Source organism: Treponema phagedenis (assembly GCF_008153345.1).
Classification (GTDB): domain Bacteria; phylum Spirochaetota; class Spirochaetia; order Treponematales; family Treponemataceae; genus Treponema; species Treponema phagedenis.
In genome coordinates, this window is record NZ_CP042818.1 from 2,290,334 (window position 1) to 2,314,466 (window position 24,133).

General features: G+C 40.2%; 19 protein-coding genes and 1 pseudogene. 5 read left to right on the forward strand and 15 right to left on the reverse strand.

The genetic code is table 11. From position 1 onward, the window contains the following. Window positions 1-597: 597 nt before the first annotated feature. From htpG to FUT79_RS10260, 15 genes are all read right to left on the reverse strand, one after another. Window positions 598-2,514: a molecular chaperone HtpG gene (htpG, locus tag FUT79_RS10190; protein ID WP_044634949.1), complete on the reverse strand. Its 1,917-nt coding sequence runs from the start codon at window positions 2,512-2,514 to the stop codon at window positions 598-600. A gap of 588 nt (window positions 2,515-3,102) precedes the next feature. Then, complete coding sequence (locus FUT79_RS10195) at window positions 3,103-3,741, reverse strand: CBS domain-containing protein (RefSeq protein ID WP_024751954.1); 639 nt, start codon at window positions 3,739-3,741, stop codon at window positions 3,103-3,105. A 33-nt stretch (window positions 3,742-3,774) separates the two neighbouring features. Continuing rightward, window positions 3,775-4,482: an ABC transporter ATP-binding protein gene (locus FUT79_RS10200; RefSeq protein WP_002701151.1), complete on the reverse strand. Its 708-nt coding sequence runs from the start codon at window positions 4,480-4,482 to the stop codon at window positions 3,775-3,777. After that, complete coding sequence (locus FUT79_RS10205) at window positions 4,475-5,323, reverse strand: ABC transporter ATP-binding protein (protein WP_024751956.1); 849 nt, start codon at window positions 5,321-5,323, stop codon at window positions 4,475-4,477. Before FUT79_RS10205 ends, FUT79_RS10200 begins: the two co-directional genes overlap by 8 nt. Then, entirely contained in the window at window positions 5,323-6,321 is a 999-nt protein-coding gene (locus tag FUT79_RS10210) for a branched-chain amino acid ABC transporter permease (protein WP_024751957.1), read from the reverse strand. The genes FUT79_RS10205 and FUT79_RS10210 overlap by 1 nt, the downstream gene beginning before the upstream one ends. Then, on the reverse strand, window positions 6,318-7,202 hold the full coding sequence (locus FUT79_RS10215) for a branched-chain amino acid ABC transporter permease (protein ID WP_024751958.1): 885 nt from the start codon (window positions 7,200-7,202) through the stop codon (window positions 6,318-6,320). The genes FUT79_RS10210 and FUT79_RS10215 overlap by 4 nt, the downstream gene beginning before the upstream one ends. Window positions 7,203-7,239: 37 nt before the next feature. Next, a complete protein-coding gene (locus FUT79_RS10220) occupies window positions 7,240-8,394 on the reverse strand; it encodes an ABC transporter substrate-binding protein (RefSeq protein ID WP_002701160.1) in 1,155 nt (384 codons plus the stop codon). Between the two features lie 412 nt (window positions 8,395-8,806). Further along, window positions 8,807-9,784, reverse strand: a complete 978-nt coding sequence (miaA, locus tag FUT79_RS10225; protein WP_002701161.1) for a tRNA (adenosine(37)-N6)-dimethylallyltransferase MiaA — start codon at window positions 9,782-9,784, stop codon at window positions 8,807-8,809. 3 nt (window positions 9,785-9,787) lie between these two features. Beyond that, entirely contained in the window at window positions 9,788-9,994 is a 207-nt protein-coding gene (locus tag FUT79_RS10230; RefSeq protein ID WP_002701163.1) for a DNA-directed RNA polymerase subunit omega, read from the reverse strand. 274 nt (window positions 9,995-10,268) lie between these two features. Continuing rightward, window positions 10,269-11,150 (reverse strand): methyl-accepting chemotaxis protein, encoded by an 882-nt coding sequence (locus FUT79_RS10235; RefSeq protein WP_052812643.1) that lies wholly within the window; start codon window positions 11,148-11,150, stop codon window positions 10,269-10,271. Then, complete coding sequence (locus FUT79_RS10240) at window positions 11,151-12,449, reverse strand: methyl-accepting chemotaxis protein (protein ID WP_052812642.1); 1,299 nt, start codon at window positions 12,447-12,449, stop codon at window positions 11,151-11,153. Window positions 12,450-13,122: 673 nt separating this feature from the next. Next, window positions 13,123-14,271 (reverse strand): methyl-accepting chemotaxis protein, encoded by a 1,149-nt coding sequence (locus tag FUT79_RS10245; protein WP_280525088.1) that lies wholly within the window; start codon window positions 14,269-14,271, stop codon window positions 13,123-13,125. Between the two features lie 12 nt (window positions 14,272-14,283). After that, entirely contained in the window at window positions 14,284-15,234 is a 951-nt protein-coding gene (locus tag FUT79_RS10250) for a cache domain-containing protein (RefSeq protein ID WP_148889639.1), read from the reverse strand. Window positions 15,235-15,650: 416 nt separating this feature from the next. Continuing rightward, window positions 15,651-16,196, reverse strand: coding sequence for an L-threonylcarbamoyladenylate synthase (locus tag FUT79_RS10255; RefSeq protein WP_002701173.1), 546 nt, complete (start codon window positions 16,194-16,196; stop codon window positions 15,651-15,653). Next, window positions 16,193-16,609: an FtsB family cell division protein gene (locus FUT79_RS10260; RefSeq protein WP_162147448.1), complete on the reverse strand. Its 417-nt coding sequence runs from the start codon at window positions 16,607-16,609 to the stop codon at window positions 16,193-16,195. Before FUT79_RS10260 ends, FUT79_RS10255 begins: the two co-directional genes overlap by 4 nt. Window positions 16,610-18,015: 1,406 nt before the next feature. Here FUT79_RS10260 and FUT79_RS15920 point away from each other — a divergent pair. From FUT79_RS15920 to FUT79_RS10285, 5 genes and pseudogenes are all read left to right on the forward strand, one after another. Next, window positions 18,016-18,837: pseudogene (locus FUT79_RS15920) on the forward strand (hypothetical protein); the annotation flags it as partial. Continuing rightward, window positions 18,837-19,745: a hypothetical protein gene (locus tag FUT79_RS10270; RefSeq protein WP_148889641.1), complete on the forward strand. Its 909-nt coding sequence runs from the start codon at window positions 18,837-18,839 to the stop codon at window positions 19,743-19,745. The pseudogene FUT79_RS15920 and the gene FUT79_RS10270, both read left to right, overlap by 1 nt. Continuing rightward, a complete protein-coding gene (locus FUT79_RS10275; RefSeq protein WP_024751964.1) occupies window positions 19,745-21,190 on the forward strand; it encodes a 6-hydroxymethylpterin diphosphokinase MptE-like protein in 1,446 nt (481 codons plus the stop codon). The genes FUT79_RS10270 and FUT79_RS10275 overlap by 1 nt, the downstream gene beginning before the upstream one ends. After that, the gene (locus tag FUT79_RS10280) at window positions 21,183-22,706 is read left to right on the forward strand and encodes a 6-hydroxymethylpterin diphosphokinase MptE-like protein (RefSeq protein WP_024751965.1); all 1,524 of its coding nucleotides are present in this window, start codon (window positions 21,183-21,185) and stop codon (window positions 22,704-22,706) included. The genes FUT79_RS10275 and FUT79_RS10280 overlap by 8 nt, the downstream gene beginning before the upstream one ends. Continuing rightward, entirely contained in the window at window positions 22,703-24,061 is a 1,359-nt protein-coding gene (locus tag FUT79_RS10285; RefSeq protein ID WP_002701185.1) for a GGDEF domain-containing protein, read from the forward strand. The genes FUT79_RS10280 and FUT79_RS10285 overlap by 4 nt, the downstream gene beginning before the upstream one ends. The last annotated feature ends 72 nt before the right edge of the window (window positions 24,062-24,133 follow it).

Genomic DNA, 24,133 nt, shown 5'->3' on the forward strand with positions numbered 1-24,133 from the left:
AAAGTTTCGCCTATTGTTCTGCAACAGCCTTCTTGCTGCAAAACATTTACCCTATGGTAAACTGCCCACCGTTGTCAAACTCAGAACGGGCACGAACGCCCGTGGTTCCAAACAGACGGTTTAGTTTTTGCCATGGACGGCAAAACTCAGAACCACCACGGATGGCGGTGGTTCCACGCAGCAGCGATGTTTTAAAGCAAGACTATTCGTAAAGCTTTAAAACTCGTGGTTTAGTTTTTGACAAGGATGTCAAAATCAGAACTGCCACGGATGGCAGTGGTTCCACACAGACGGTTTAGTTTTTGGCACGGATGTCAAAAATCAGAACGAGCACGGACGCCCGTGGTTCCAAACAGAAACGATGTTTTAAAGCAAAATAGTTTGTAAAGCTTTAAAACTCGTGGTTTAGTTTTTGCCACGGACGGCAAAAACTAAACCGTTGTGTCAAATTTTTTTTATAAAATTTTGTATGTTTTGTATAAGAGGTATTAAACACTATTTGAGTTATCAAAAGAATACTGCGGTAGAACCATGTATTCCCGACAATGCGCAAATAAAAAAAAGAGAGGACGCTGCCTCTCTTTTTTTATAAATAGGTTATGCTTCAAGCAAACGGTTCATGCGTTTGATAAAGTCGATCGGGTCTTTCAGTTCGCCGCCTTCGGCAAGGAGGGCTTGTCCCAATAAGACAATGGAAACATCGGCGATAAAGGTTTCGTCATTATTGTCTTTGAGTTTTTGTACAATGGGATTGTTTGCGTTAATTTCCAAAATCGGTTTTATTGCCGCATGATTTTCCTGCCCCATTGCGCGCATAAGCCGCTCCATCTGCAAGCTCGGGTCATTTTCGTCAACAACAATACAGGAAGGAGACTCCGCAAGCCGCTTGGAAATGCGCACTTCTTTTACGCGGTCGCCTAAGGCTTTTTTCACCTTTTCAAGAACCGGCTTAAAATCTTTTTCCGTTTCTTCCGCAGTCTTTTTTTCTTCTTCGGTATTCAACTCATCTTCTGAGCCTGCACGGTTTGCCGCCTTAAGTTCCCAGTCCTTATATTTGCCGATAGTCGGAATAACAATATCGTCAATTTCATCGCTCATAATTAAAACCTCAAGACCCTTTGCCTTGTACGCCTCAAGGTGCGGAGACTGACGCAAGTTCTTTTCATCGGCACCGGTAATATAGTAAATAGCTTTTTGGTCGGGCTTCATACGCGATACATAATCGGCAAAGCTTGTCCACTCATCTTCTTTTACTTCGGAGGAGGTTGTCTTAAAACGCACTAGTTCCAAAAGCTCATCCTTGCGCTCAAAATCGCTGTATAAGCCTTCTTTTAAGGGACGGTTGTATTCAGCGATAAACGTTCCGTATTTTTCCTTATCGTTTTCCGCAAGCTTTTTAAACTCGCCAAGCAGTCTGTTCACCGAAGCGTTTCTAATGGCGGAGAGAATTCTGTTTTGCTGCAAGATTTCCCTGCTCACGTTCAGCGGCAAATCTTCGCTGTCGATAATACCGCGTACAAACCGCAAATACACCGGCAGCAATTCTTTTTCGTCATCGGTGATAAACACGCGCTTGACAAAAAGTTTTACGCCCGGGCGGTAATCCGCATGGAACATATCAAAAGGCGCCTTTGCCGGAACATAAAAGAGCGTCGTATACTCTTGTGTGCCCTCAGCCTTGGTGTGCAAATACAAAAGCGGATCTTCGGAATCATGCGAAAGCGATTTATAAAAGTTTATATAATCTTCTTCTTTTAACTCATTTTTATTTTTTTGCCATAAGGCGCTTGCGTCATTTATTTTATCACAATGAGCGGACTCCGATTTTACCGTGCCCTTATCATCATAATCTTTTTGCGTGTAATGCAGATAAATCGGAAAAGCAATATGATCCGAATATTTTTTGATAATCTGCTCAATGCGCCAGCGGGTAGCAAACTCTGAATCCTCTTGATTAAGATGCACAATTACACAGGTGCCGTGGCTGCCTTCAGGAACATCATCGATAAGCGGAAAATCCGTGTCCTCCGCCTCTTCCAGCGTATAAGAATCCTTCCCGTCGGAAATCCATTTCCACACCTTTGACTCGCCCGCCTTTTTGGCAATCACCTCGATTTTTGAGGCAACCATAAAAGCAGAATAAAACCCGACACCGAACTGCCCGATAAGGTTGGAATCTTTTTTTTCATCATTCGCCAGCTGCTCCAAAAAAAGCTTGGTGCCGGATCGGGCAATAGTGCCGAGATTGCTGCGAATATCTTCATCATTCATGCCGATTCCCGTATCGCGGACAATCAGCTTATTTGCGTCCTCCTCAAACGTAATATCAATACGCGGATTAAACACAACCTGCTTATACGCCTCATCCGAAACGGTCAGATACTTTAATTTGTCTAAGGCATCGGAGGCATTCGAGACAAGCTCCCGCAAAAAGATTTCCTTGTTTGAGTACAATGAATGAATAATCAGCTGTAACAACTGATTTACTTCGGTTTGAAATTCATACTTTGCCATATATGTTCCTTAAGTTACGTGAAAATTGCGCTGTTTTTTTTCCGGGCAAGCGTACACCCGACGAGCCTTTTTTGCACAAAAAGCCCTGTATTAAAAATACTAAAAAAACACCTTACCGGCAAGTTTTCAAATGCAAGGCTCTGAAACTTCTCACATACCGGGTCATTAAAAAAGAGCCCGACACGGCGCAACGGTGAGTAAACTTACCATAGGCAAAATGGAACACTCGAATTTTTTCTGTCCAAAACTGTAAAATTGAAGCTTTAAAACTCGTAGGCGAAGTTATAGCAAATTTTTAAAGCTTCGCCCCTGTCAAAATTCCAAACGATGTTTTAAAGCATCAACACTGTTTTGTAAAATTGAAGCTTTAAAACTCGTAGGCGAAGTTATAGCAAATTTTTAAAGCTTCGCCCCTGTCAAAATTCCAAACGATGTTTTAAAGCATCAACACTGTTTTGTAAAATTGAAGCTTTAAAACTCGTAGGCGAAGTTATAGCAAATTTTTAAAACTTCGCCCCTGATCTTTTTTATAATATAGATGAATTAAAAAATCAGCTGAAAATATCAGAAAACGTTATGCTACGGTTTTTACCGCACATCAAGGATTTCAGCCGCGAGCGGAGACAGGATCGTTACCGCTGTTTCTTTAGAAACGCCGTTTATTTTGATGAGGCAAATCTTGGTATCGGCAGAGCTTCCGTCGCGGATAACCATTGTGATGATATTCCCGCCCGCATCGGCAATTCCCGCCGTGATATGCTTAAGCACTCCGTGTCCTTCTTTCAGCAGCAAGGTGATACGTACTCCTTCTTCGCGCGCTCCGAAGAGATTGATAAAGAGTTTAAAAAGGTCGCCGTCGGAAACAATGCCGACAAGCGCATCGCCGCGCATAACCGGCAAGGCGCTTACCTTATTGTCTACCATGATGCGCGCAGCTTCCTCAACGGCAACATCTTCAGTAATAGTGATAACATCTCTTTTCATCACTTTTTCCACTTTCAGTTTTGAAAGTAAATAATTTATTTCGTAGATGTCAAGAGCGGTTGCAGAAGAGGGGCTTGCATTGAGTAAATCCCGTTCGGTTATTATACCGATAAGGTGATTGCGCTGATCAAGCACCGGCACACGTCCTATTCCTTCTTTTTTTAAAAACGCAAGAGCATCGGGGACAGACATCTCCGGATGAATATATAGCGGAGTGTTTGTCATAATACTTGCAACATCCATACGCATTCCTCCCTGATAATATACGGGAACAGTTTACTTTGTTCCCAAATAGGCTTGGCGGACCGAATCATCATTCAGTAATTCTGCGCCCGTCCCTGTTTTTACAATACTGCCGGTTTCAAGCACATAGGCACGGGTGGCTATGTGCAAAGCTTTAAACGCATTTTGTTCGACCAGCAATATTGTAATACCTTCACTATTTATTATACGGATAATATTAAAAATTTCATCTACTAATATCGGCGCAAGCCCCATCGAAGGTTCATCAAGGAGCAGTAAACGGGGGCGGCTCATCAGTGCGCGCCCGATTGCAAGCATTTGCTGCTCGCCGCCTGAAAGGGTTCCGGCAGCTTGCCCTTTCCGTTCAAGCAAGCGAGGAAAAAAATCAAAGACGCGCTGTAAATCTTTTTGTATGCCTTCTTTATCGTTTCTAAGATAGGCGCCCATTTCAAGATTTTCCATAACGGTTAAATTAAAAAACACCCGTCTGCCTTCGGGAACTTGCACAAGTCCCATGCGTACAATATCTGCGGGCGGCAATGCGGTAATGTCTTTATCCAAAAAGGAAATGCTTCCGCTTCTTTTTTTGATGATATTGGAAAGCGTATGCAGGGTTGTTGTTTTGCCGGCTCCGTTTGCACCGATGAGCGTACAAATTTCCCCTTCATTGACCGTAAACGAAATACCGTGCAGTGCTTGAATATTTCCGTAAAACACTTCGAGATTTTGTACGTTAATCATATAATGAGTCCTCCGAGCCGAGATATGCTTTTATAACCTGCGGATTATGTACAACTTCCTCAGGAGAGCCGGCAGCGATAACCTTTCCGTAATCCAACACAATAATCCGCTCGCAAATGCCCATAACAAGTTTCATGTCGTGCTCAATTAACAAAACCGTCAGCTGGAATTCTTTTTTGATAAAGCTGATAATTTCCATCAGTTCGCTTGTTTCCTGCGGATTCATGCCTGCTGCGGGTTCGTCTAAAAGTAAGAGCTGCGGACGAACGGCAAGGGCACGCGCAATTTCGAGCCGCCGCTGTTCTCCATACGAAAGATTTTTTGCATAGTCATTGATTTTATCTTCCAGCGATAACAAACGGAGTAATTCACGCGCTCTTTTTCGTAATGCGGTATCATCGGCATAAAAATTTCCCATACGGAATACCGCATCCGTAACCGTTGATCGTTTTTCGTTATTTAATGCAATCAGAATATTATCTTCCACAGTTAAATTATTAAACAGGCGGATATTCTGAAATGTGCGCGCAATTCCTAATTTTGCATGATGCCATGGTTGTTTTCCTTGCATCATAGAGCGGCTGGCCTGCCGATCGTAATACGTAATAGTGCCCGAAGTGGGCGCATAAATACCGGAGAGCATATTAAACACTGTTGTTTTACCCGCCCCGTTCGGCCCGATGAGCCCGACCAACTCATTGCGGTTGAGCACACATGAAAAATTGCTGACCGCACATAAGCCGCCGAAAATCATTGAAAGGGAATCCGCCTCTAAAAGCGTAGGACTAATTCGTCCGGAATATTCTTTTTCCGTCTGTTTTTTTACAAAGAAAAAAGGCATTATGCGTCCTCCCTTTCTGCTTGTTTTTTACCAAAAAGTCCCTGTAGTTTTTGAGCCGCTGCGCTAAAGGATAGCTCTTTTGAACCTAAGAGTCCTTGGGGACGGAAGAGCATAACAATAATTAACAGCATCGGATAAATCAATAAGCGGAATTCCTGTAAGAACCGCAAGAGTTCCTGCAAATAGGTTAATACAAAAGCGGCGATTATTGAGCCGGTAATATTACCGATGCCGCCGAGTACAACAAAGATGAGGAAATCAACACTCTTATTAAAAGAGGCGATATCTGGTTTTACAAACCCGAGAAAGGGTGCGTAGAGGGCGCCGGCAAGCCCCGCAACAAATGCGGCAAAAATAAAACTGCCCATCTTATAGCGGAACACCGAAATGCCGCAAGAATTTGCGGCTATTTCATCTTCGCGTACAGCCAAAACCGCTCGCCCGTATGGAGACTTCATGCCGTTATATAACACGATAATTACTAATGCCAAAACCGATGCAATGGCAAACCACGCATACTCAGGCATAACGGTTAAAATGCTGGTAATTCGTTTGCCGTTCGGGCCGCCGGTAAAACTTTTAAAATTAGTAAATACCACACGAATGATTTCGCCGAATCCCAGTGTAACAATTGCCAAATAATCGCCGGTGAGCTGCAATACCGGAAACCCGATTACAAAACCCGCAACGGCTGCAACAAGAGCCGCCGCCACAATAGCCGCCGGCAAAGGGATCGCGCAAGTTTCATAAAACCAGATTAAAAAATAAGCCCCGATTGCCATAAAGCCCGCCTGTCCAAGGGAAAGCTGACCGGTTAATCCGCAAATAATATTAACACTGATTGCCGCAATAGCATTGATAGCGGCAAGCGTAAGTATTTGTGCGGTATAGGGATCGATGATTCCGTTTTTGATAAAAAACCCCGGCATGACAACCAATACTAAAAGTGCCGCTATCGACAAACCGATCGATCTGTATTTTTTATGTACAAGACTCATACTTTTACCCTTGTTTTTTTACCCATCAATCCCGAAGGCTTTACCAACAAGATAATAATTAACAGCGAAAATGAAATTGCATCGGCATACTGCGATGACAAAAAACCTTTTGTAAGTGTTTCCACCAAACCAAGAATATACCCGCCAATCATCGCCCCGGGTATTGATCCGATTCCGCCGAGCACGGCAGCAATAAATGCTTTCAGTCCGGGCATCGCACCCATGGTCGGCTCAATTTGCGGATAGGCTAAGGCAAACAATACGCCGCCCGCAGCCGCTAAAGCGGAACCGAGTGCAAAGGTAAAGGAAATAATTCCGTTAATGGACACACCCATTAAGCCGGCGGCGGTCGCATCAAACGATACTGCGCGCATTGCTTTACCCGCTTTGGTATGATTTACAATATAGTTCAGTAAAAACATTAACCCGATAGAAACGGATACAACAATGAGCTGGATGTTTGAAATGTCAAAATCGCCAACTGAAATTTTTACAGTTGGCAATGTGGGAAACTGACGCGGGTCGGGGCCGATAAACGGCAAAACCCGCGCTCCGTTTTGTAAAATAAGCGAAACGGCAATCGCGGTAATAAGCGAATTGAGCCGCGGGGCATTCCGCAAGGGACGGTACGCAAAACGTTCTATAATAATACCGACCGCTGCGCAAACAACCATTGCCGTTCCTATTGCAATAACGAATGACAGAGGCGATGTACCGAAAGTCAGCAGCACATAATAACCGACATAGGCGCCGAGCATCAGCACATCTCCGTGTGCAAAATTGATCAGCAACACAATACCGTACACCATTGTATACCCGAGCGCAATAAGAGCATAAATACTGCCCAATGACAACCCGTTTATCAGCTGTTGAATAACCATAACCGCCCCCGTAAACTTTTCGTATTTTGCGCTTTATTTAAGGATTAACCGTATCTTTATAAACAGTCGCTACTTTTCCTTCGGCATTTTTTGTCAAACCAACCACAACCATTGCCTTAATAGGATTGCGTTTTGAATCAAAGCGCAGTTTTCCCGTTACATACTGACCTTCCATAGTTGCCAACGTATCCTTTAACACTGAAGGATCGGTTGAATTTGTTTTTTTAATAGCATCTCCCAGCAAGTAAACAGAGTCATACCCAAGAACCGCAAAAGCTGTGGGAGTTTGTTTATACGCATCACGATAGACAGAGACAAACTTCACCACGGCGGGATCTTTGGAATCGGCAATATAGTGATCCGAAAAATACGCACCCTCAAGCTCTTCACCAGCATATTCCTGAATACCTGCCCAGCCGTCTCCGCCAAGCAGTTGAGCCGTAATACCTTGCGCTCTCAGCTGTTTTGCAATTAACATAACCGTCGCATAGTAATCGGGTAAATAAATACATTCAGGATTTGTGCTTTTTATTTTTGTTAATTGCGCGTTAAAATCCTTGTCTCCACCGGCATAGGATTCGGCAGCAACAATTTTCCCGCCGCTTTGTTCAAATGCTTTTGTAAAACTCTCGTACAAACCGCTTGAATAATCACTACCGGGATCATACAAAACAGCCGCAGTATTAAACCCGAGATTCTTCTTTGCGTACTCGCCCATCACTCTTCCTTGGAAAGGATCGATAAAGCACATTCTGAAAATAAAATCGCCCGCATCGGTTATTGACGGCATTGTTGCGGCAGGAGCAATTACCAGCACTTTTTGCATTTGCGCCAGCCCCGTCATTGCCTGCACACAGCCTGAAGTCAACGAGCCGATAATCATACGAACGCCGTCTTTTGCGGTTAATTTTTTATAAACGTTTACGGACTTTTCGGGATTACCTTCATCATCTTCAATAATCAATTTTATTTGTTTACCGTTCCAACCGCCCGCCGCATTTATTTCCTGCACTGCAAGCTTAATTCCGTTCAACGCTTCGGTGCCGTATACCGCAACATTGCCCGACAGGGGAGCAACAATACCGATGGTAATTTCTTTCTCATCGGAAACAGCCTCCGACTTGCTGCACGAAACAAAAAGACTCAGCGCTGTAACCGCAACACAACATACCGCCACAATAAACTTTCTCATCTTTTTCACAATTTTACTCCTTGAAAAAAATCAAAATAAAACAACCCACAATCTTTGCAATTGATTATTTAGGCGAGAGTGTACGTTATTTTGGCATTTTTGTCGAGATATATTTGAGAATGAAACCAGGACATTCGCATAAACAAGGGCTTGCAGCTGTAAGTTTTTGATAACTCAATTTGATTTTAATTCATCCAAATACGAATCGTAAAAAAATTTTATAAAAAAAAATTCGACCCTACGGTTTAGTTTTTGACGTCCTTGTCAAAAACTAAACCGTCTGCGTGGAACCACGGGCGTCCGTGCCCGTTCTGAGTTTGACAACGGTGAGTAAACTTACCATAGGGCAAAGCATTAATAATTTGCCTCCGCTTTGGCAACGAGTTTTAAAGCTTCAAACAGAGTAAGTCGCTTAACTTGGGGTTTGTTTTAAAAAAGAGTCTATGGTTTTTCGGAGACTTTCCGTATCTGAAGGCAAACTGAGATTAACGGGTTGCACATTCGGAAAAGATTTAAAAAAGGTTTCCTGGCGTTTCGCATACCGCTTGCTGTTTCGCTTAATCAACTCTTTAACTTTTTCGATATCAGCGGCGTGAGGATTTCCGTTGCCAAGCTCAAAAAATTCCCGATAGCCAATTGCTGTCATTGAAGGATCGTGTTGCGAAAAACCTTGTTCGAAAAGTGCATACACCTCGTTTTGTAAAGCGTTTTGTGCAAACATTTGTTCAACCCGCGCTTCAATGCGGGCATACAATTCTTCTCGGGGGCGAAACAGGCAGACGGCTGTGAAATCATATGCACTGCGATATTCTTTTGTCCGAGAAAAAGCACTTAACGGTTTTCCGGAAGCGATAAACACTTCAAGTGCACGGATAATTCGATATTCGTCATGAATATGAATTTTTTCTGCGGAAAGCGGATCAACCTGTTCCAATTCACGCAATAAAGCAGCAGCTCCTTCCTCCGCCATTCTTTTTTGCAGCTGTTTTCGAACCGACTCGTCCGCTTGCGGAGTTATCGGTAAGCCGAACATAAAGTTTTGCAGATAAAAGGCAGCCCCTCCAAGTAATACCGGTAAATTCCCGCGCTGAAAAATTTCCGCGCAAAGTCTGTCCGCTTCGCGCACAAAATCTCCTGTTGAGAATTCGCAATCCGGCTCGCAAATCGCCACAAGATGATGCGGCAACTTTTCCATAAGAGCTTCTGCGGGCGCACAGGATCCGACACTCATGCCCTTATAAATCTGCACGGAATCGGCATTTATTATTTCAGGCTTGAAGTTCGTATAATCGGTATTATTTTTTACAAGAAAATTTTCAGCAACTGCCGTTTTACCTACGGCAGTTGCCCCGAAAATTATGAGAACAGGAATTTTCTGAGAAAGGTGCACGCGTTAATTATAATCGGGGTGATACTCAAGCTGATAATCAATTACATGGGTAAAAATTTGCCGCGCCGCTGTTGATACCACTTTACCGTCATTTTCTTCTAATATTGGATCATTAATGGTCGCAAGCTGAAACGCTCTACGAGTACCGGCTACGGTTATTTCGTAAATATTCCCCTCAAATTCAATCAATTCTTTTAATGGAAAAATCATAAACTGATTGTACCATTTTTTTATAACCTATGCAAGCAGGGCATTATTACACTTTCAGGACTTACGCATGAATAAGTGGCGGCAGCCCTCCGTCCGCAGGTTACTTCCTTGACACGGTTGTCAAAAAACACCCTGCAAGTTTTAACGCTTTGCAAATAGTCAACTTTAAACCATCATTTGACACCCGTATAGGTATCAAGGAATACTGAATCCGCAAACCGTTGTTATTAGCACTCGGATTAGTATATGTAGAAGTTAATGACAGAACGCTGCATTATACTTTGAACTTACCTACTTCAATCGCAAGATTTTCAATAGTCTCTTTTGTCTGTTGTGTAATTTCGTTTAATTTTTGAGTGGCTTTATTGATCTGTATTGCTCCTAAATCCATCTCATCCATGCTTGTAGTTATTTGGCCGGCAATATGTGTGAGTCTCTGTATTTCATCAGCTACCTGAATGCTGCCATTCATCATGTCAACCGAACCGGAGCGGACTTTTGAAGTTATTTCCCCAATATCTATTATCGTTTTTATAACTTGTTCAGAACCGCTGCTTTGCTCTTGCATTGCATTCATGATGCTGTCTTCCTGTGTTTTCACTTCTTGCGTAAGACTGTACGTATCATCAAAAAGTTTTTGAGCTTCTGCGGCATCGGATGCAATATCATCTATCTTAATTTTAAGAGTTTTTAATACAGAGCTGATTTGTTTACCCTGTGTGCTTGACTGTTCTGCAAGCTTTCGAATTTCATCCGCAACAACCGCAAAACCTTTTCCCGCATTTCCTGCATGAGCGGCTTCAATTGCCGCATTCATAGCGAGAAGGTTTGTTTGACTTGCAATATGCTGAATAACTGTGCTCGCTTGTAAAAGCCCTTCGGATTCTTGTGCTATTTCCTGTGTGAGTCGAGCAGAATTTACGGTTTTTGCTCTTACATAATTTGATTTTTCCTGTAAAGTTTCTATACGTTTTGCGTTTTCACTTAAAATACTGCTTACCGAATTAATATTGACAACCATCTCTGTAATTGCCGAAGAACTTTCGGTAATATTTGCAGCTTGCATTTCAATATGTCTATTAAGGTTTTCGATAATTTTCCGCATTTCTTGCATTGAAGCTTCTGTTTGGTTAACGCTTGATGCTTGAGAAAGCACCTATCTTTTAACTTCTTTAATATTTTCACCGATTTGACTGATTGCTCCCGTGGTTTCATTCATATTATCCGAGAGGTCGGTCCCTACTTTTTGTAAATTACCGGCTGCTTTACCGACGGTAACAACGGCACTGCGTATCTTTTTTATTGTTTCATTAAAGAATGTTGCAAGATCGGCAATTTCATCATTTCCTGTTACCGGTAAATGTACCGTCAAATCTCCTTCCCCCTCCGCAATATCATACAGACTATTCGTTACCTGTTCGATTCTTTTTGTAATTTTATATATGAGTAAAAAAAGCAGAATAAATACCGTAACAGCGGTTATGGCTAACATTATAATTACCGCAATGGTGAGCTTGATTCCGTTCGCATATATGTCAAATACGGGAAGTGCGCTTCCCGCAAACCATATTTGCTTTGTCTCTCCGATTTTTATCGGTACATATACATACATCCATTTAGCGTCATCTATTTTTTTAACAAAGTGAAACGGTTTGAGGTCTTCAGCGGCCTTTTTAAAAAAAACTGAAAAATCACTTTCAGAAAATTCAGGTAATTCTTTTGAAACCAAGGAATCGTCTTTATGAAATAAAACAAGCCCCTCCGCTGAAACAAGAATAGGAGCTCCTTTATTAAAAACGGTCTCGGTTTTAAATAAATCTTGCATATGAGAAAGAGAATAATCTATGCCGATAACGCCTATCGGTTTTCCGTTTTTATCATGAATGGGTACGGCACTTCCAGCAACATACATTGTTTTGCCCTGTAACGTATAACGGTTCGGTTTTATTAAAATACCCACTTTTGAATGTAAAGGATTTTCATACCAGAAGCTTCCGTCATAGTCGGTTAAGGGGTTAAGAGACACGATTCCGTTAACCTTGGTCCAATAAGGAATAAATCTGCCGGTTTCATCATGGCCGGGTTGATTTTTAAATTTATTGTCTAAACCGTCGAGTGCGTTTGGCTCCCACACCGTCCATACATCAACAAAATTATTTTTTTCTGAAAGTGTTGTTTGCTGCAAACGATTAAAATATTCACGGCGTAAATCTGCGGGTATTATTGTATAGTTTTCAAAAGTTCTGGCTAAACTTACGGTTCTATCATAAACATTTTGAATAATGAGCTGTACATCTCGCGCCATTGTCATACTTTGATCGTATAAATGTTGTAACGCAAAATCATATGAGGCCCGAGTCAAGCCTGTTATCAGAAAAATAAAGATAATCAGTGCAAAAGGAGAAAACACCCCAAGCAATGTCAGCACAAGTTTTTTACGAATAGTAAATTTCATACAGACCTCATCAGATATAAATAGTTTATAATATATTTGTTTTTAATTTGTCTTATTTTAGAAACTAATGAAGTATTTTGCATGCATATACTTGGTGTTTCCGTTTTTTTAAGCATTACATTATTAATCGGTGTTTTTTCATAAATTTTGAAATAATAAGTGTCAATAGTATGTACTTTATCGGGAAAAAATACGGATTCTAAGAAAATATCAACATGCATGAACTTCTCCACTTTATTAAAAAAAAATTAAAGAGACTTAAAATATTCTCTTTTTTAAGCAAACTCTTGATTATCTCTATCAGTATAGCATAGGAAAATAAAAAACACCACGAAAAAATAAATTTTTATGAAGATTTTACCGACTTGCCAGCTTACACTTTTCCCATTTCTCGAAAGTAGTATAGCGTTTTTTTTAATAAATCAATCTATTCTTACTACATCGTATTTGAATCGCAAAATTTTTTATAAAAAAGAACCCGACACGGCACAACGGTGGACAATTTACCATAGTGATGCTGAATCCGCAAACCTCCTGCTGATGCTTCGCGCTGCATACCAGCAAGTTAATTGCAAAACACTACACTAATGCTTTTTTTCGAGTCCTGTTTAATCACTCGAATTTTATATACAAAAGAGAAATAGGTTCAGCATTATATCCGAATTTTATATCATTAAATTTTAAATTTCTTAACTTCTTCAGCAAGACGTTCGATGCTTTGATGGGTTTTGCGACTTATTTCAGCTATTCCTATAATTGCACTGTTAATCTTGATTGTATCGGTATTCATAGTATTCATGTTTTCGGTAATCATTGCAGCGATCGATGCCAATTTTTGCATTTCAGTCGAAGTTTCCTTACTACCGGTTAACATTTCCGTTGCTCCATGTTCAACTTCCGTTGTAGCAGTATTGATGCTTTTTATTGCTCGGAGAATTTCCATGCCACCGGCGCTTTGCATTTGCATTGTCTTCATAATAACATCTTCTTGTGTTTTTACTGTTTCGGCAAACTGATAGATATCGGAAAATACGCTTTGTACGGTATCCGATGATTTTCCCAATTCACCTATCATAGCTTTCAATTCTTTCAGCACCATGGTAATTGATTTGCTTTGTCGCGCAGCTTCTTCTGCGAGTTTTCGTATTTCCGCAGCGACGACGGCAAAGCCTTTCCCCTCATTTCCTGCATGAGCAGCCTCTATAGCGGCATTCATAGCTAAAAGATTTGTCTGACTTGCAATGTTTTGGATAATAGTGCTTGCTTCCAATAAACCGTCAGACCGTTCAATAATCATCTTAGTGATCTCAACGGAGTGCATCAAACTTGTATGACCGATATCCGTTGACTCATTCAGACTTTCAACTGTTTCGGTGTTCTCTTCCAAAATATCGGTTACCGCTCTGATATTCGTAACCATTTGTTCTATTGATGCGGAGGACTGTTCAACGCTTGCTGCCTGAGTAGCAATATGTTTATTAAGTTGCTCAACGGTTCGAACAGACTGCTCCATTACAGAAGCTACTTCAGTAATACCGGTTGTTTGACTTAGCACATCATTTTTTACATTTCCGATACTTTCCTCAATTTTTTTTGCAGCAAGCTCCGTTTTGCTTGCATGCTCCGTTAACTCCGAGCCTATCGCTTCCATTTTATCTATATTGTAGGTAACAGTGGCTATTGAATTGCGAATTTTCTTGATTGTCTCATTAAAATAGAGTGCAATATCGGATATTTCATCGTTTCCTCTTACAGGTAATGAAATAGTCAAATCACCTTCACCCTGCGATATGTTTTTTAATGCCATGGCTGTTTTCTGCAATGGTTTTGCTATTTAATACGCAATAACCAGAATAACAAAGCCTGCGCACACAATTGTTATAATGATAACAACACAAACAGATATCATAAATTTATGGACTCCACCCATAAACTCTTCAGTGGGAGCACAAATAACCAAGGTCCAGCCAGTTGTACTGATTTTTGAAAACGCTCCGCTTATTTTTTTCCCGGCAAAATCATAGGTATCGTAATTATACCCGTAATATTGTAATGCTTGTTGTATAAACCGGTCAAAATCTTTGTATGCATTGTCTTGCTTTGCTTTTTCTAAAACATTCAGTTTTTCCTTTACGATTTGCTCATCCTTTCCCGCTATGATAGTTCCGTCGGTTCCTACGATAAAGGCTTCTCCTGTTTTCCCGATAGAGGCATTTTTGATATCGCGAGACAGCATCGCGGCATTTATTTCGGCAACTAAGATATTAATAATTTTCTGCGACACATTGTAAACGGGAATATAATAGTACATTGATACAAAACCGCCCGCAGCCGATGGCTCTGGTTGACTAATAAACATTCCGCCATTCAAAACAGTAGTAACCCCGATTTTTCCGCTATGGTTGACCGCTGTGCCGTCTGTTTGAAAGCCCTTTCCCGATGTATCCAAAATAAAAAGCTTGGTGATAAAATTTTTGGTATTTTTTACCGCCTCATATCTGAGCGAATGCGCTTTTTCACTTACATTGAAATTAGGGTCGCGCACAGTTTCGTTTCTTGCAATAGTTTCCAACTGCCGATATAAACTTTGCAGGTTTACATTAACTATTTCCGATAAATTGTATGCTTGTAAAGTAAGTCGCTCCGTAACATTATCCGTTAACGCTTTGTATGATGTAAGTAAAAAAACAGCACTTATTAACGCTATCGAAAATAGCAGTACGATACCAAAATAAAAAACTAATTTAATTGTAATTGAATGTTTTCTTTTTTCTGCTCTCCCCATATTTTATCTCCATTTATATTTGTATAAATCCGGCTGAAAGTGAGTATTATTATATTCACACACGAGCAATTATTTTCGGTTTTCTCATCGTATAAAACCACCTCAGTGATGAAAAATGTAAAAACCGTAGTGCATATTTTAAATATGACATAAAGAGGAGACTTGTTATCAAACAGTTGAAAACTTGCCTTCTTCAAAATATCACTATAATATTACAGAAATTATATCATAAAGCCATATAAAGTCTACCAAAAAATATATTTTTAAATAAAATATTACGGTATCATTTAAAGCTCCACATAAAAATAAGCACAAAAACAAGAATCTATGTGTTATAAAACGATTTGTAAAAGAGAAAATCAGGTGAATTAAGAGGAAGTTTAGATAAAAATATTTTTAAACTGTTAAAATATTTTTTATAGTACTATTGCACCCTGCCGCAGAAGTTTTGGCTCGCTTCCTGAAATATCAACGATGGTTGAAGCAAGCCCCGTAATCTTTCCCGCATCTACGATCAAAGAAACATCTTGCTGAAATTCTTGTTTGATTTCTTCTATATCTGTCAGGGGAGGAAAACCCGATCTATTCGCACTGGTGGAGTAAATAGGCTTTCCGGTTTTTTCTACCACTTCTCTAAGCCAATTATCATTTGGGCAGCGAAAAGCCTGTGTATTTCCGTTTTTCAGCCTCATAATTAGCGTAAGCGGACCCGGCCATAAAGATAAAAACTTTTGGGGAATAGAAATATCGGTATATTTTTTATAATCTTCAGGTTTGGCAATGAGGGCGATAAATTGCTTAGAAGCGTTTCGGCCTTTTATTGCAGCAATTTTATCCGCCGTTTCCGGCATAATACCTGAAAAACCGTAAATTGTATCGGTTGGGATAATAACAATTTTTTTTTCGCGCAAAAGCTCGGCGGTAATATCAGCCGAATTACCATCAATTTTTGAAACAATCATTTTTTGATTCCAAATAGCATTTCCAAAATAAGAATAATAATCCCCGCAGAGGCTGCAAGACTTTTACAAAAATCATCACTCAAAGTATACGGCTTTGTAATCTTAAACGATGTCCCTGCAGTAAGTTGTTGTGTAAAGCTTCCCGAAAAATTTGTCGGCTTAATAAGAAACTCTCCATCCCTCACATAACCTAACTGATTTGCATAGACCTCAATTGTGTCTTGGTCAAAAGAAAGATTATCTATTATAATTCCAAGCTCTTTGGTAGTTTCCGCTAAGGCTTCAACATGATATTTTAAGGCATCTCGCTGCATTTGCATTTGTTTCATTGCAAAAAAACTTTTTTGCCCGAAAAAAAGAGACAAAAACCCGTATAGCCCGACGGCAACAAAAACGGGAAAAATTATTTTCAAATACAACTTCATATCATTCTTTAGTTACGGCATATTCGGACTTTCCTTTAAATAATATTGAAAAAAAACAAAAAGTATTATATACTTATGATGTATATATTTTATGCCGATATACGTTATAACAATCCGATATTAACGTGGAGAAAAGCATGGCTTCAGATTATGAAAAAAAAGATTCAATAGATGATTTCTCTTTCCCGGTGCATTTTGATGACAACTCAAAACTTGATATGTATGGAGTTTGGATAAAAAAAAGCGCTCGTGATGAGTCAGATAAAGATTTTCAAGCAATAGAAAACAATAAAGATGCGAGCAGTCCGGCGGACGATATTGAAAATTTGTCTGATTTTGCCGTATCTTTTCCCGAAGAAGAACAAGGCATACATTCCGAAGAAAACTCATTTATACAGGAAAGCAGTAATCATGCTGATGGACAAGGAGATGATATGGCAGCTATGGATATTAACGGATTTGAAACACTGGATCTCGATGATTTTTTAGACGATTCTTTTGACGATTCATCCCAATCCGATCAAGCATCTCAGTCGGATGAACAAGATAAAACTCCTATTAAAGAGGCAGATTTCACTCCCGTTGAATTTTCTATGGAAGATTTTGAAGCGGAAATTAGCAGACCGAACGAAGAGGAAGAGGGAGAAGATCCTCACGCTCCGGTAGATATTGATATAGACTTCAGTCCCGCAGCAAGCACGAACACGGAAACTTCTGAAGGAGACGATAGTTTAAATACAATTACGGAAATTCATTTTGACCTTCCCGATTCTTCACCGAGCTCAAGTTCCAATTCCGCTATAAAGACCGAATTTTCTGAAGCATCCGAATTTGACGATCTTCTTGACGGGCTTGGCTCTTCTTCGGCAAGTACAACAGTGAATGTGCCTGATAAAAGAAAATCGGAAATCAATTTGAATGTTGATATTGAAGATGCAGGTGAATCCAAAGCTGAAGAATTTGAATTTGCCAAAACGGATATAGAGTCTGTTGATATTTCCATTTTTGACAATGATCCCGTTGTGCCTGAGGTAGCGGTAAAAGCGGAAGAACCCGATAAGCCAAAACAGGAAGAACCGGAAGAAAAACTGTCGGCTGTAAACATTGAAGTTCCCGAAACCGACATGTTTTTTGATGATGTCGGTGCTTTAACCGATGACCTTATGAAAGAAGAAATTGCTTCCACAGAAAACAGTCTGGATTCAGTACCTGAGCATCACGCAGCCCAATCGCTCGAAACTGAAAATCTTTTACGAAAAATTGCGGAAGAAATTGCCGGCATTAAAACCGAATTGGCTGACCTTAAGAAACAAGTAAATGAACAAGCGACTGCCCCACTCATCCACAAAGATGATGTCATCCAAACGGAAGAGAAAAAACCCGCGGCAAAAAGCTCGGGTTTCTTCTCCGATGATGATACGGATGAAACAATTGCGCTTACCGGAGATGAACTTAACAATATCTTAATCACGGCGGATTTTACCGAAGAAGCAAATACGGAAGAATATGAAATCCCCGAATTCCTTGATTCGACGAATGAAAACCTTGCTGCACAGGAAATAGAAAATACGGAAGAAAAGAGCGAGCTTGAAGACTTTAAGCCTGCACATATTGTTCCGAGCGGAGATGACCTTAGTTATCTTGATGACCAAAGTGATATTCCCAATGATGAAACAATGCTGGGATCGGTTGCTGACGATTACATTACAAAACCGGATTTTGAATCGGAAGTTTTGGAAGAACCTGAAGATTTAACGATTGAAGCCCTTAATTTTGAAACTGATAATATTGCAGATATACAAAAAGAGACTGATGAAGCTCCGGTGCATGCGGACGATTTGAGCGATATCGACTTTTTAACTGAAGATATATCGGAAATCCCCGCAGAGCAGGAAATTGAATTACCTGAAATTGAATCTCAAGAGTTAACTGATTCTGAAGCAAATGAAGTTTCTTCTTTGGCTGAAAAAGATGCCGCTTTTTTTGATGAAACCCTGACAGATAAAATACCTGTTCACACGGAAGAGATCAAACCTGAACCGGCACAGTCGGAAACTGCAAGTATGCCTCTACAATTGAAAGAAGAAATCAAATCGGTTTTAAGTTATATGGACAGACTGCTTGAAAGCTTGCCGGAAGAAAAAATAGAAGAGTTCGCAAAATCCGAATATTTTAACACGTATAAACGCTTGTTTGATGAACTGGGAATTTCCTGATGGGTTTAATTGCAAAAGCGGAAATATTACGCGGTTCCGTATTTTTTGATACGGAAAAAAATTCGCTGTACGGAGAGCTGGAACGAAAATTTGCCGAACTTCGAGATGCGATAGGAATTGAGCGCGCAGGGTTTTTATATCCCGATGAAAAAAAGACTTTTGCACTCCATTTTGCGTTTGGTCTTGATATCACAACGCTACTTAGGATGGTAATACCCTTCAATACAATAAAAAATGTTTTACCGCAAAATAATTGGATATGTATTGAAGGTGCCAACTTGGAAGCTTTGCGTGTGTATTTTTCTTCTCATGAATTTGCTTCTTTAAAACGTCTGTATCTTTATCCGATAAAAATACAGAATATTTCACTGTATATTATCTTTTTTGATTCTCTTTTAAATGTTGCCGGAAAAAATTTTCAACCTGAGAAGGCGGCAACGCTTATTAAAAATTTTCTCCCCTCTCTTAAAAAGGCTTTTTCAGTTATAAAAATAACTAAGTTGATTTACCCTTTTCAAAAAGGTCAACGCCTTATAAAAGAGCGAATTGATGCGGCAATAATGGCAGAGAATACCGCAAATCTTTTTACCTTAAATACCAGCGCTGTTTTTCCAAATATTATTCGTCTGCACGGAGACATCAGTAAGTTACGCCTTTATTATGCGCTTATCAATCGGTTAATGGTTTTGGTTGGCACCTCAAATTTGTTTTTATTTGAGTCCGATCTCCAAATGCAAATTGTTATTTTTTCCGTCTCTCCGATTGATGCAGAGTTGTATATAACGCAGTTGCGTCAATCAGTGCAAGAAATTTTCGGTTTAAGTGTTGCGGAAAAACTTTTAATTGCTTCTAAAGGCAACAGCAAAGACTCTGAAGAAGTGTTGAAATTTCTTCACTTAAAAGGCTGATGATTCCGCAGGTTGCCCTACATTCAAAATACAACCCGCAAAAAGAGGCTGAAACCTTTGCCGGCTCTATCAAAACAAATCCTGCAATAATCGTTATTAGCGAACCGGGAGAATCCTATGCAGCGGAATCTTTGCGCAAAAGGTTTCCTTCTGCAAAACTGATTGCTTTACGGTATAGTCAAACTCTTTTTTCAGAAAGTGATTTTCTTTGGGATTCGGTTTGGAGACCGCAGGCAGGAAGCCTTGAATTTTTTTTAATTCAAAATATTCACGATGAAGAGTTATCCAATACGATTTTTATTCCTTGGAAGCCGGCGGATCGGGCTTTTCCCAATGAAGCAAAGCTCGTTTGGCAAGGAATTGCAACCGCCATTAAAATGATTCAAAGTGAGATGGCAACAAGGACATTTTTTGGGAAGCGCTGGCTTGCCAATATTTTGCGTAACAGCATGTTTGCAGAACAGGTAATCGATTTTTCTTTTTATGCCGAACGGGTGATTTTTGCTGCCGCAGGGCAAAGCCTTGAAAAATGCCTGAGCAAAAAGACTGGGGCTCCGATTGCGGCAGTTTCTTCCGCGCTTTCTGCATTGGCATATCGCGGGGTAAAACCTATCTTTTGCGTAAGCACCGATGGCGGTTTTTGGGCTGCCGCCCATTTAAAAAGAATTGCCACTGATATTCCGGTTTTGTTCCCACTTGAGGCAGCTATTCCTTCTAATGTATTAATAAATAATCCGCTTTCTTTTTTAAATTACGGATCAAAAACCGAATCTTTTTTCTTAGATGCGTTTCAAGCTCCGTCGATATCAGCACAGCGGAATGGAAGCGTTTCAGGTACGATGGCAGAGCTCTTATTTAATTTCAGAATAAAGAAGATATACCTTTGCGGGCTTGATTTAGCTGAAGGCAAAGGATTTCAGCATGCACGTCCTCATGCATCGGGTATTGCTAAAACATTTAGAACGATGCCTCTCGCATCAATTATTGCAAAAGGCGGAAATCCTCAGTCTTTAGAAATTTATGCAAACTGGTTTATGCAGCTGCCTAAGGAAAAAACCGATTGCCTCATACGCGTGGGCGAAGAAGGAAGAGCATTACCTTCAATAAAAACAATATCGCTAAAAGCGTTTTTAACGCAGATGCCGACCGTTATGCCGCAGATACGGACTCAGACGATTAAAAAAATATCAAAAAAAGATCGATTCGCCCTTGTGCATACATATCTTTTATTACTTGAGAAAACTGCAAAATTAAAAAACGGTGCGACTAAATTTTTAGAGCGAGGTATAGAAAAAGAGGCGGCTGAATTTCTTGCCTATCCGGAACTTTTGGTAGCGATAAAAAATCGAGGAACAAAAGAGCGTTCAATCGCCGCTCAAAAACTTTGTGAAAAAGTATCTGTGGAAATAAAAAAATTACGACAAAGGTTGCAGATACATGAATAAAATTTTTACCGAAAATATAGCAGCATTAAAAAAAGAAAATACTCGACTGGCGGACATACTCGAAAAAACCGAGTCAAATTCCGCGTATTCAAACGTATTCGTCGCAAAGTCGGGAGAACTTGTTCCTCTTTTAAAAAATGGAAAACCCCTACACTCAAAATATGATCCGAAAAAAGAAGCACAAAATCTCTTGCCCAAAGAAAGTTGCTTTGTACTTTTTTGCGGAATAGGCTCCGGTGTTCAAATCAAACTCTTTTTAGAAACCTTTCCTCAAGCTTTTTGCGGAGTTTGCGAAGCTGATTATCCGACACTTCGCTCAGCTTTTGACTGCATTGATTTTACTGAAATCATTGCAAACAAAAGATTGTATTTTTTTGCGCCTATAAGCGTACAGCGTTTGCCCCAAGAACTTGCAGAGCGATACCTTCCAGCAATGCACGGTAATTTTTCGGTATACAGCCTAAGCGCATGGACCCGATTTTTCCCCGAAGAGATAAAACTTTTTTCCCATCTTGTGGATGCGGCTCTGGACAAAATACGGGCTGATTATTCCGTACAAGCGCATTTCGGAAAGCTTTGGCTGCGGAATGCTTTTATCAATTTACAAACAGCGGCAAAAATATGTCCCTGCCTGCCGAAAGTTTCTTTAAGAACTCAGGCAGCTGTTTTGGGTGCAGGACCGAGCTTGGAAGAAGGTATTAAAAAAATACAATCAGAGCGAAGCGCATACACAGTTTTTGCAACCGACACTGCCTTTCCCGCCTGTATAAAACAAAAGCTGATTCCTGATTTTTTTATCGGTATCGACCCTCAGTATCTTTCATATGCGCATTCATTTCCGCCTCTTCCAAAAAACACAACGGCGATCTTTGATCTTTGCGCCTGCCCCTCTGCTATTACTCCTTTTATTGAAAACAAGAATCCGCTTATTTTTGCCGCCGGAGGGCATCCCCTTGCGCAACTTGCTGCCGAGTATTCTCCGTTTCCGTATATGGAAACAAGCTCGGGAACTGTTACCATTGCCGCCTTATCGGTTGCTTCAAGCTTGGGATTTACAAAACCGCTTACCTTCGGCGCGGACTTCGCCTACATAAACGGAAAACCGTATGCACGCGGAACCTATCTTTTTGATTTATATCAAAAAAAAGCGGTACGGACGGCACCGGCGGAAACTTCTTTTTCCGCCCTTATGTTCAGAACTCAAACAAAAAAAATAACAAGCGATTCGGGCATCACGTACACAACCGATGTGCTTACCCGATATAAAAAATCATTTCTTTCTTTTTCCTCCGAAAATATTTGGAAAAAAGAAGACTTCAGCGCATTTCCTTACAATGAGTTTATACAGTTTTTCTTAAAATCGTTAAAAGAGGAAAGGCACGAAACCAGCCTTGCGCTTCTGCCTTTTTTTGCATGGTATAAACTTAAAAAAAAGAAAAAAGGAGAAAACCTCGATAGTTTTTCTATCAGAGAACTTGTCTTTGGGGAAATTCTACGATATACTAAACTGAAATGAGTAAGATTTCTATACGCATATATGCGATTTTTGTAACTGTTGTAATAGTTTTTACCATATTGTGGTTTGCCTTATCGGTGTCAAGTGCGGTGCAAAAAAACACCGAAGGGGCACGAGTCTTTTTTTCGCAGACAGCGCAACGTTTTTTTTCTCTGATTTCTCCTGAAAAACCCGTTACACAGGCAAATATAGAAGAGATAAAAAAAATTTGTGAAGATAGCGGTGTGATACTTGCTTTACATATCGCAAGTCCGCAATCGAAATTATTTAACTGGGCAAAAGACGGTGAAGGCTTTAAATACAATAAAGATAATGAACTTGAACTAAGTGATAATCCGCTTTTTGTAAAAGTTTTTTCAGGGCAACTTGGAGAAAATCAGTCTTCCATATTGACTTTTACTGCTGCAATAAATATTTTGCCGACGGAATTTATCTTTGCGCGATTTAGAGCAGTTTTCTTTATTGTTTTATTTCTTGCGTTACTTTCCGCTATTTTGCTCTCTTTGCAATATATCTATCTGCCGGCTTCTACGAAAAGAGTTCAAAACAAGGAAAAAGAAAAGTTTTCTTTTGAGTCCGCCGAACCTGCGGCCACATCGACAACATCGCAAATGTATTCGCAGGACTCTAATGAAAGTACCGACTCGTATGACAGCTCTAAAAAAGAAGCCTTTTCATTTGCAAAAAAAGATTCGGATCTTACTTTAGATTCATTAGATAATTTAAATTTGTATAAAGACTATCCTGAAAATAATTTTTTTGATGATCAAGAGTTTTCAAAAACAAATACAGAGACTGCGCCTGACCAAACCGACAGTACAACAGTTGAGGCTTCAGCGTTTGATGAGCCGATAGAAGAAAATGATCAGCGAATGGAACTGGGACTGTTTACACCGATAACAGGAATTGGCTGGGAATCCTATCTTTCCGAACGATTGGAAGCTGAGTTGGGCAGGGCAACAGCATCCGATAATGATCTTACGCTGATGCTGATAAAAATACCGGGGGTTGTGCAAGAATCAGAGCTTGCCGTAAATATTTCCCATCGATTAGTAGAAACTTTTCAGTTTAGAGATATGATTTTTGAATTCGGCAATGACGGTTTTGCCGGCATTTTGCAAGATACCAGTCTTGATGAAGCTATGCCGCTTGCAGAAAATTTGCGTGCCGATATTCTTCAAATCGAAGGTTTAGATACAGAGGCGCAGGTCTTTATCGGGATTACCACAAGAACAGCCCGCCTTACTTCTGCTGAAAGACTTTTAGAAGAAGCCTCCGGGGCATTGCAGAAAGCGGAAGAAAGCTCAGGTGCAAATCCCATTATCGCTTTCAGGGTTTCCGCAAGCCGCTATTAACTAATGAAAAAAGCACACAAGGTTTTGTTCTTGCTAAAAATCGCTGTGAATTTTTGCATTTTGACTATGGTA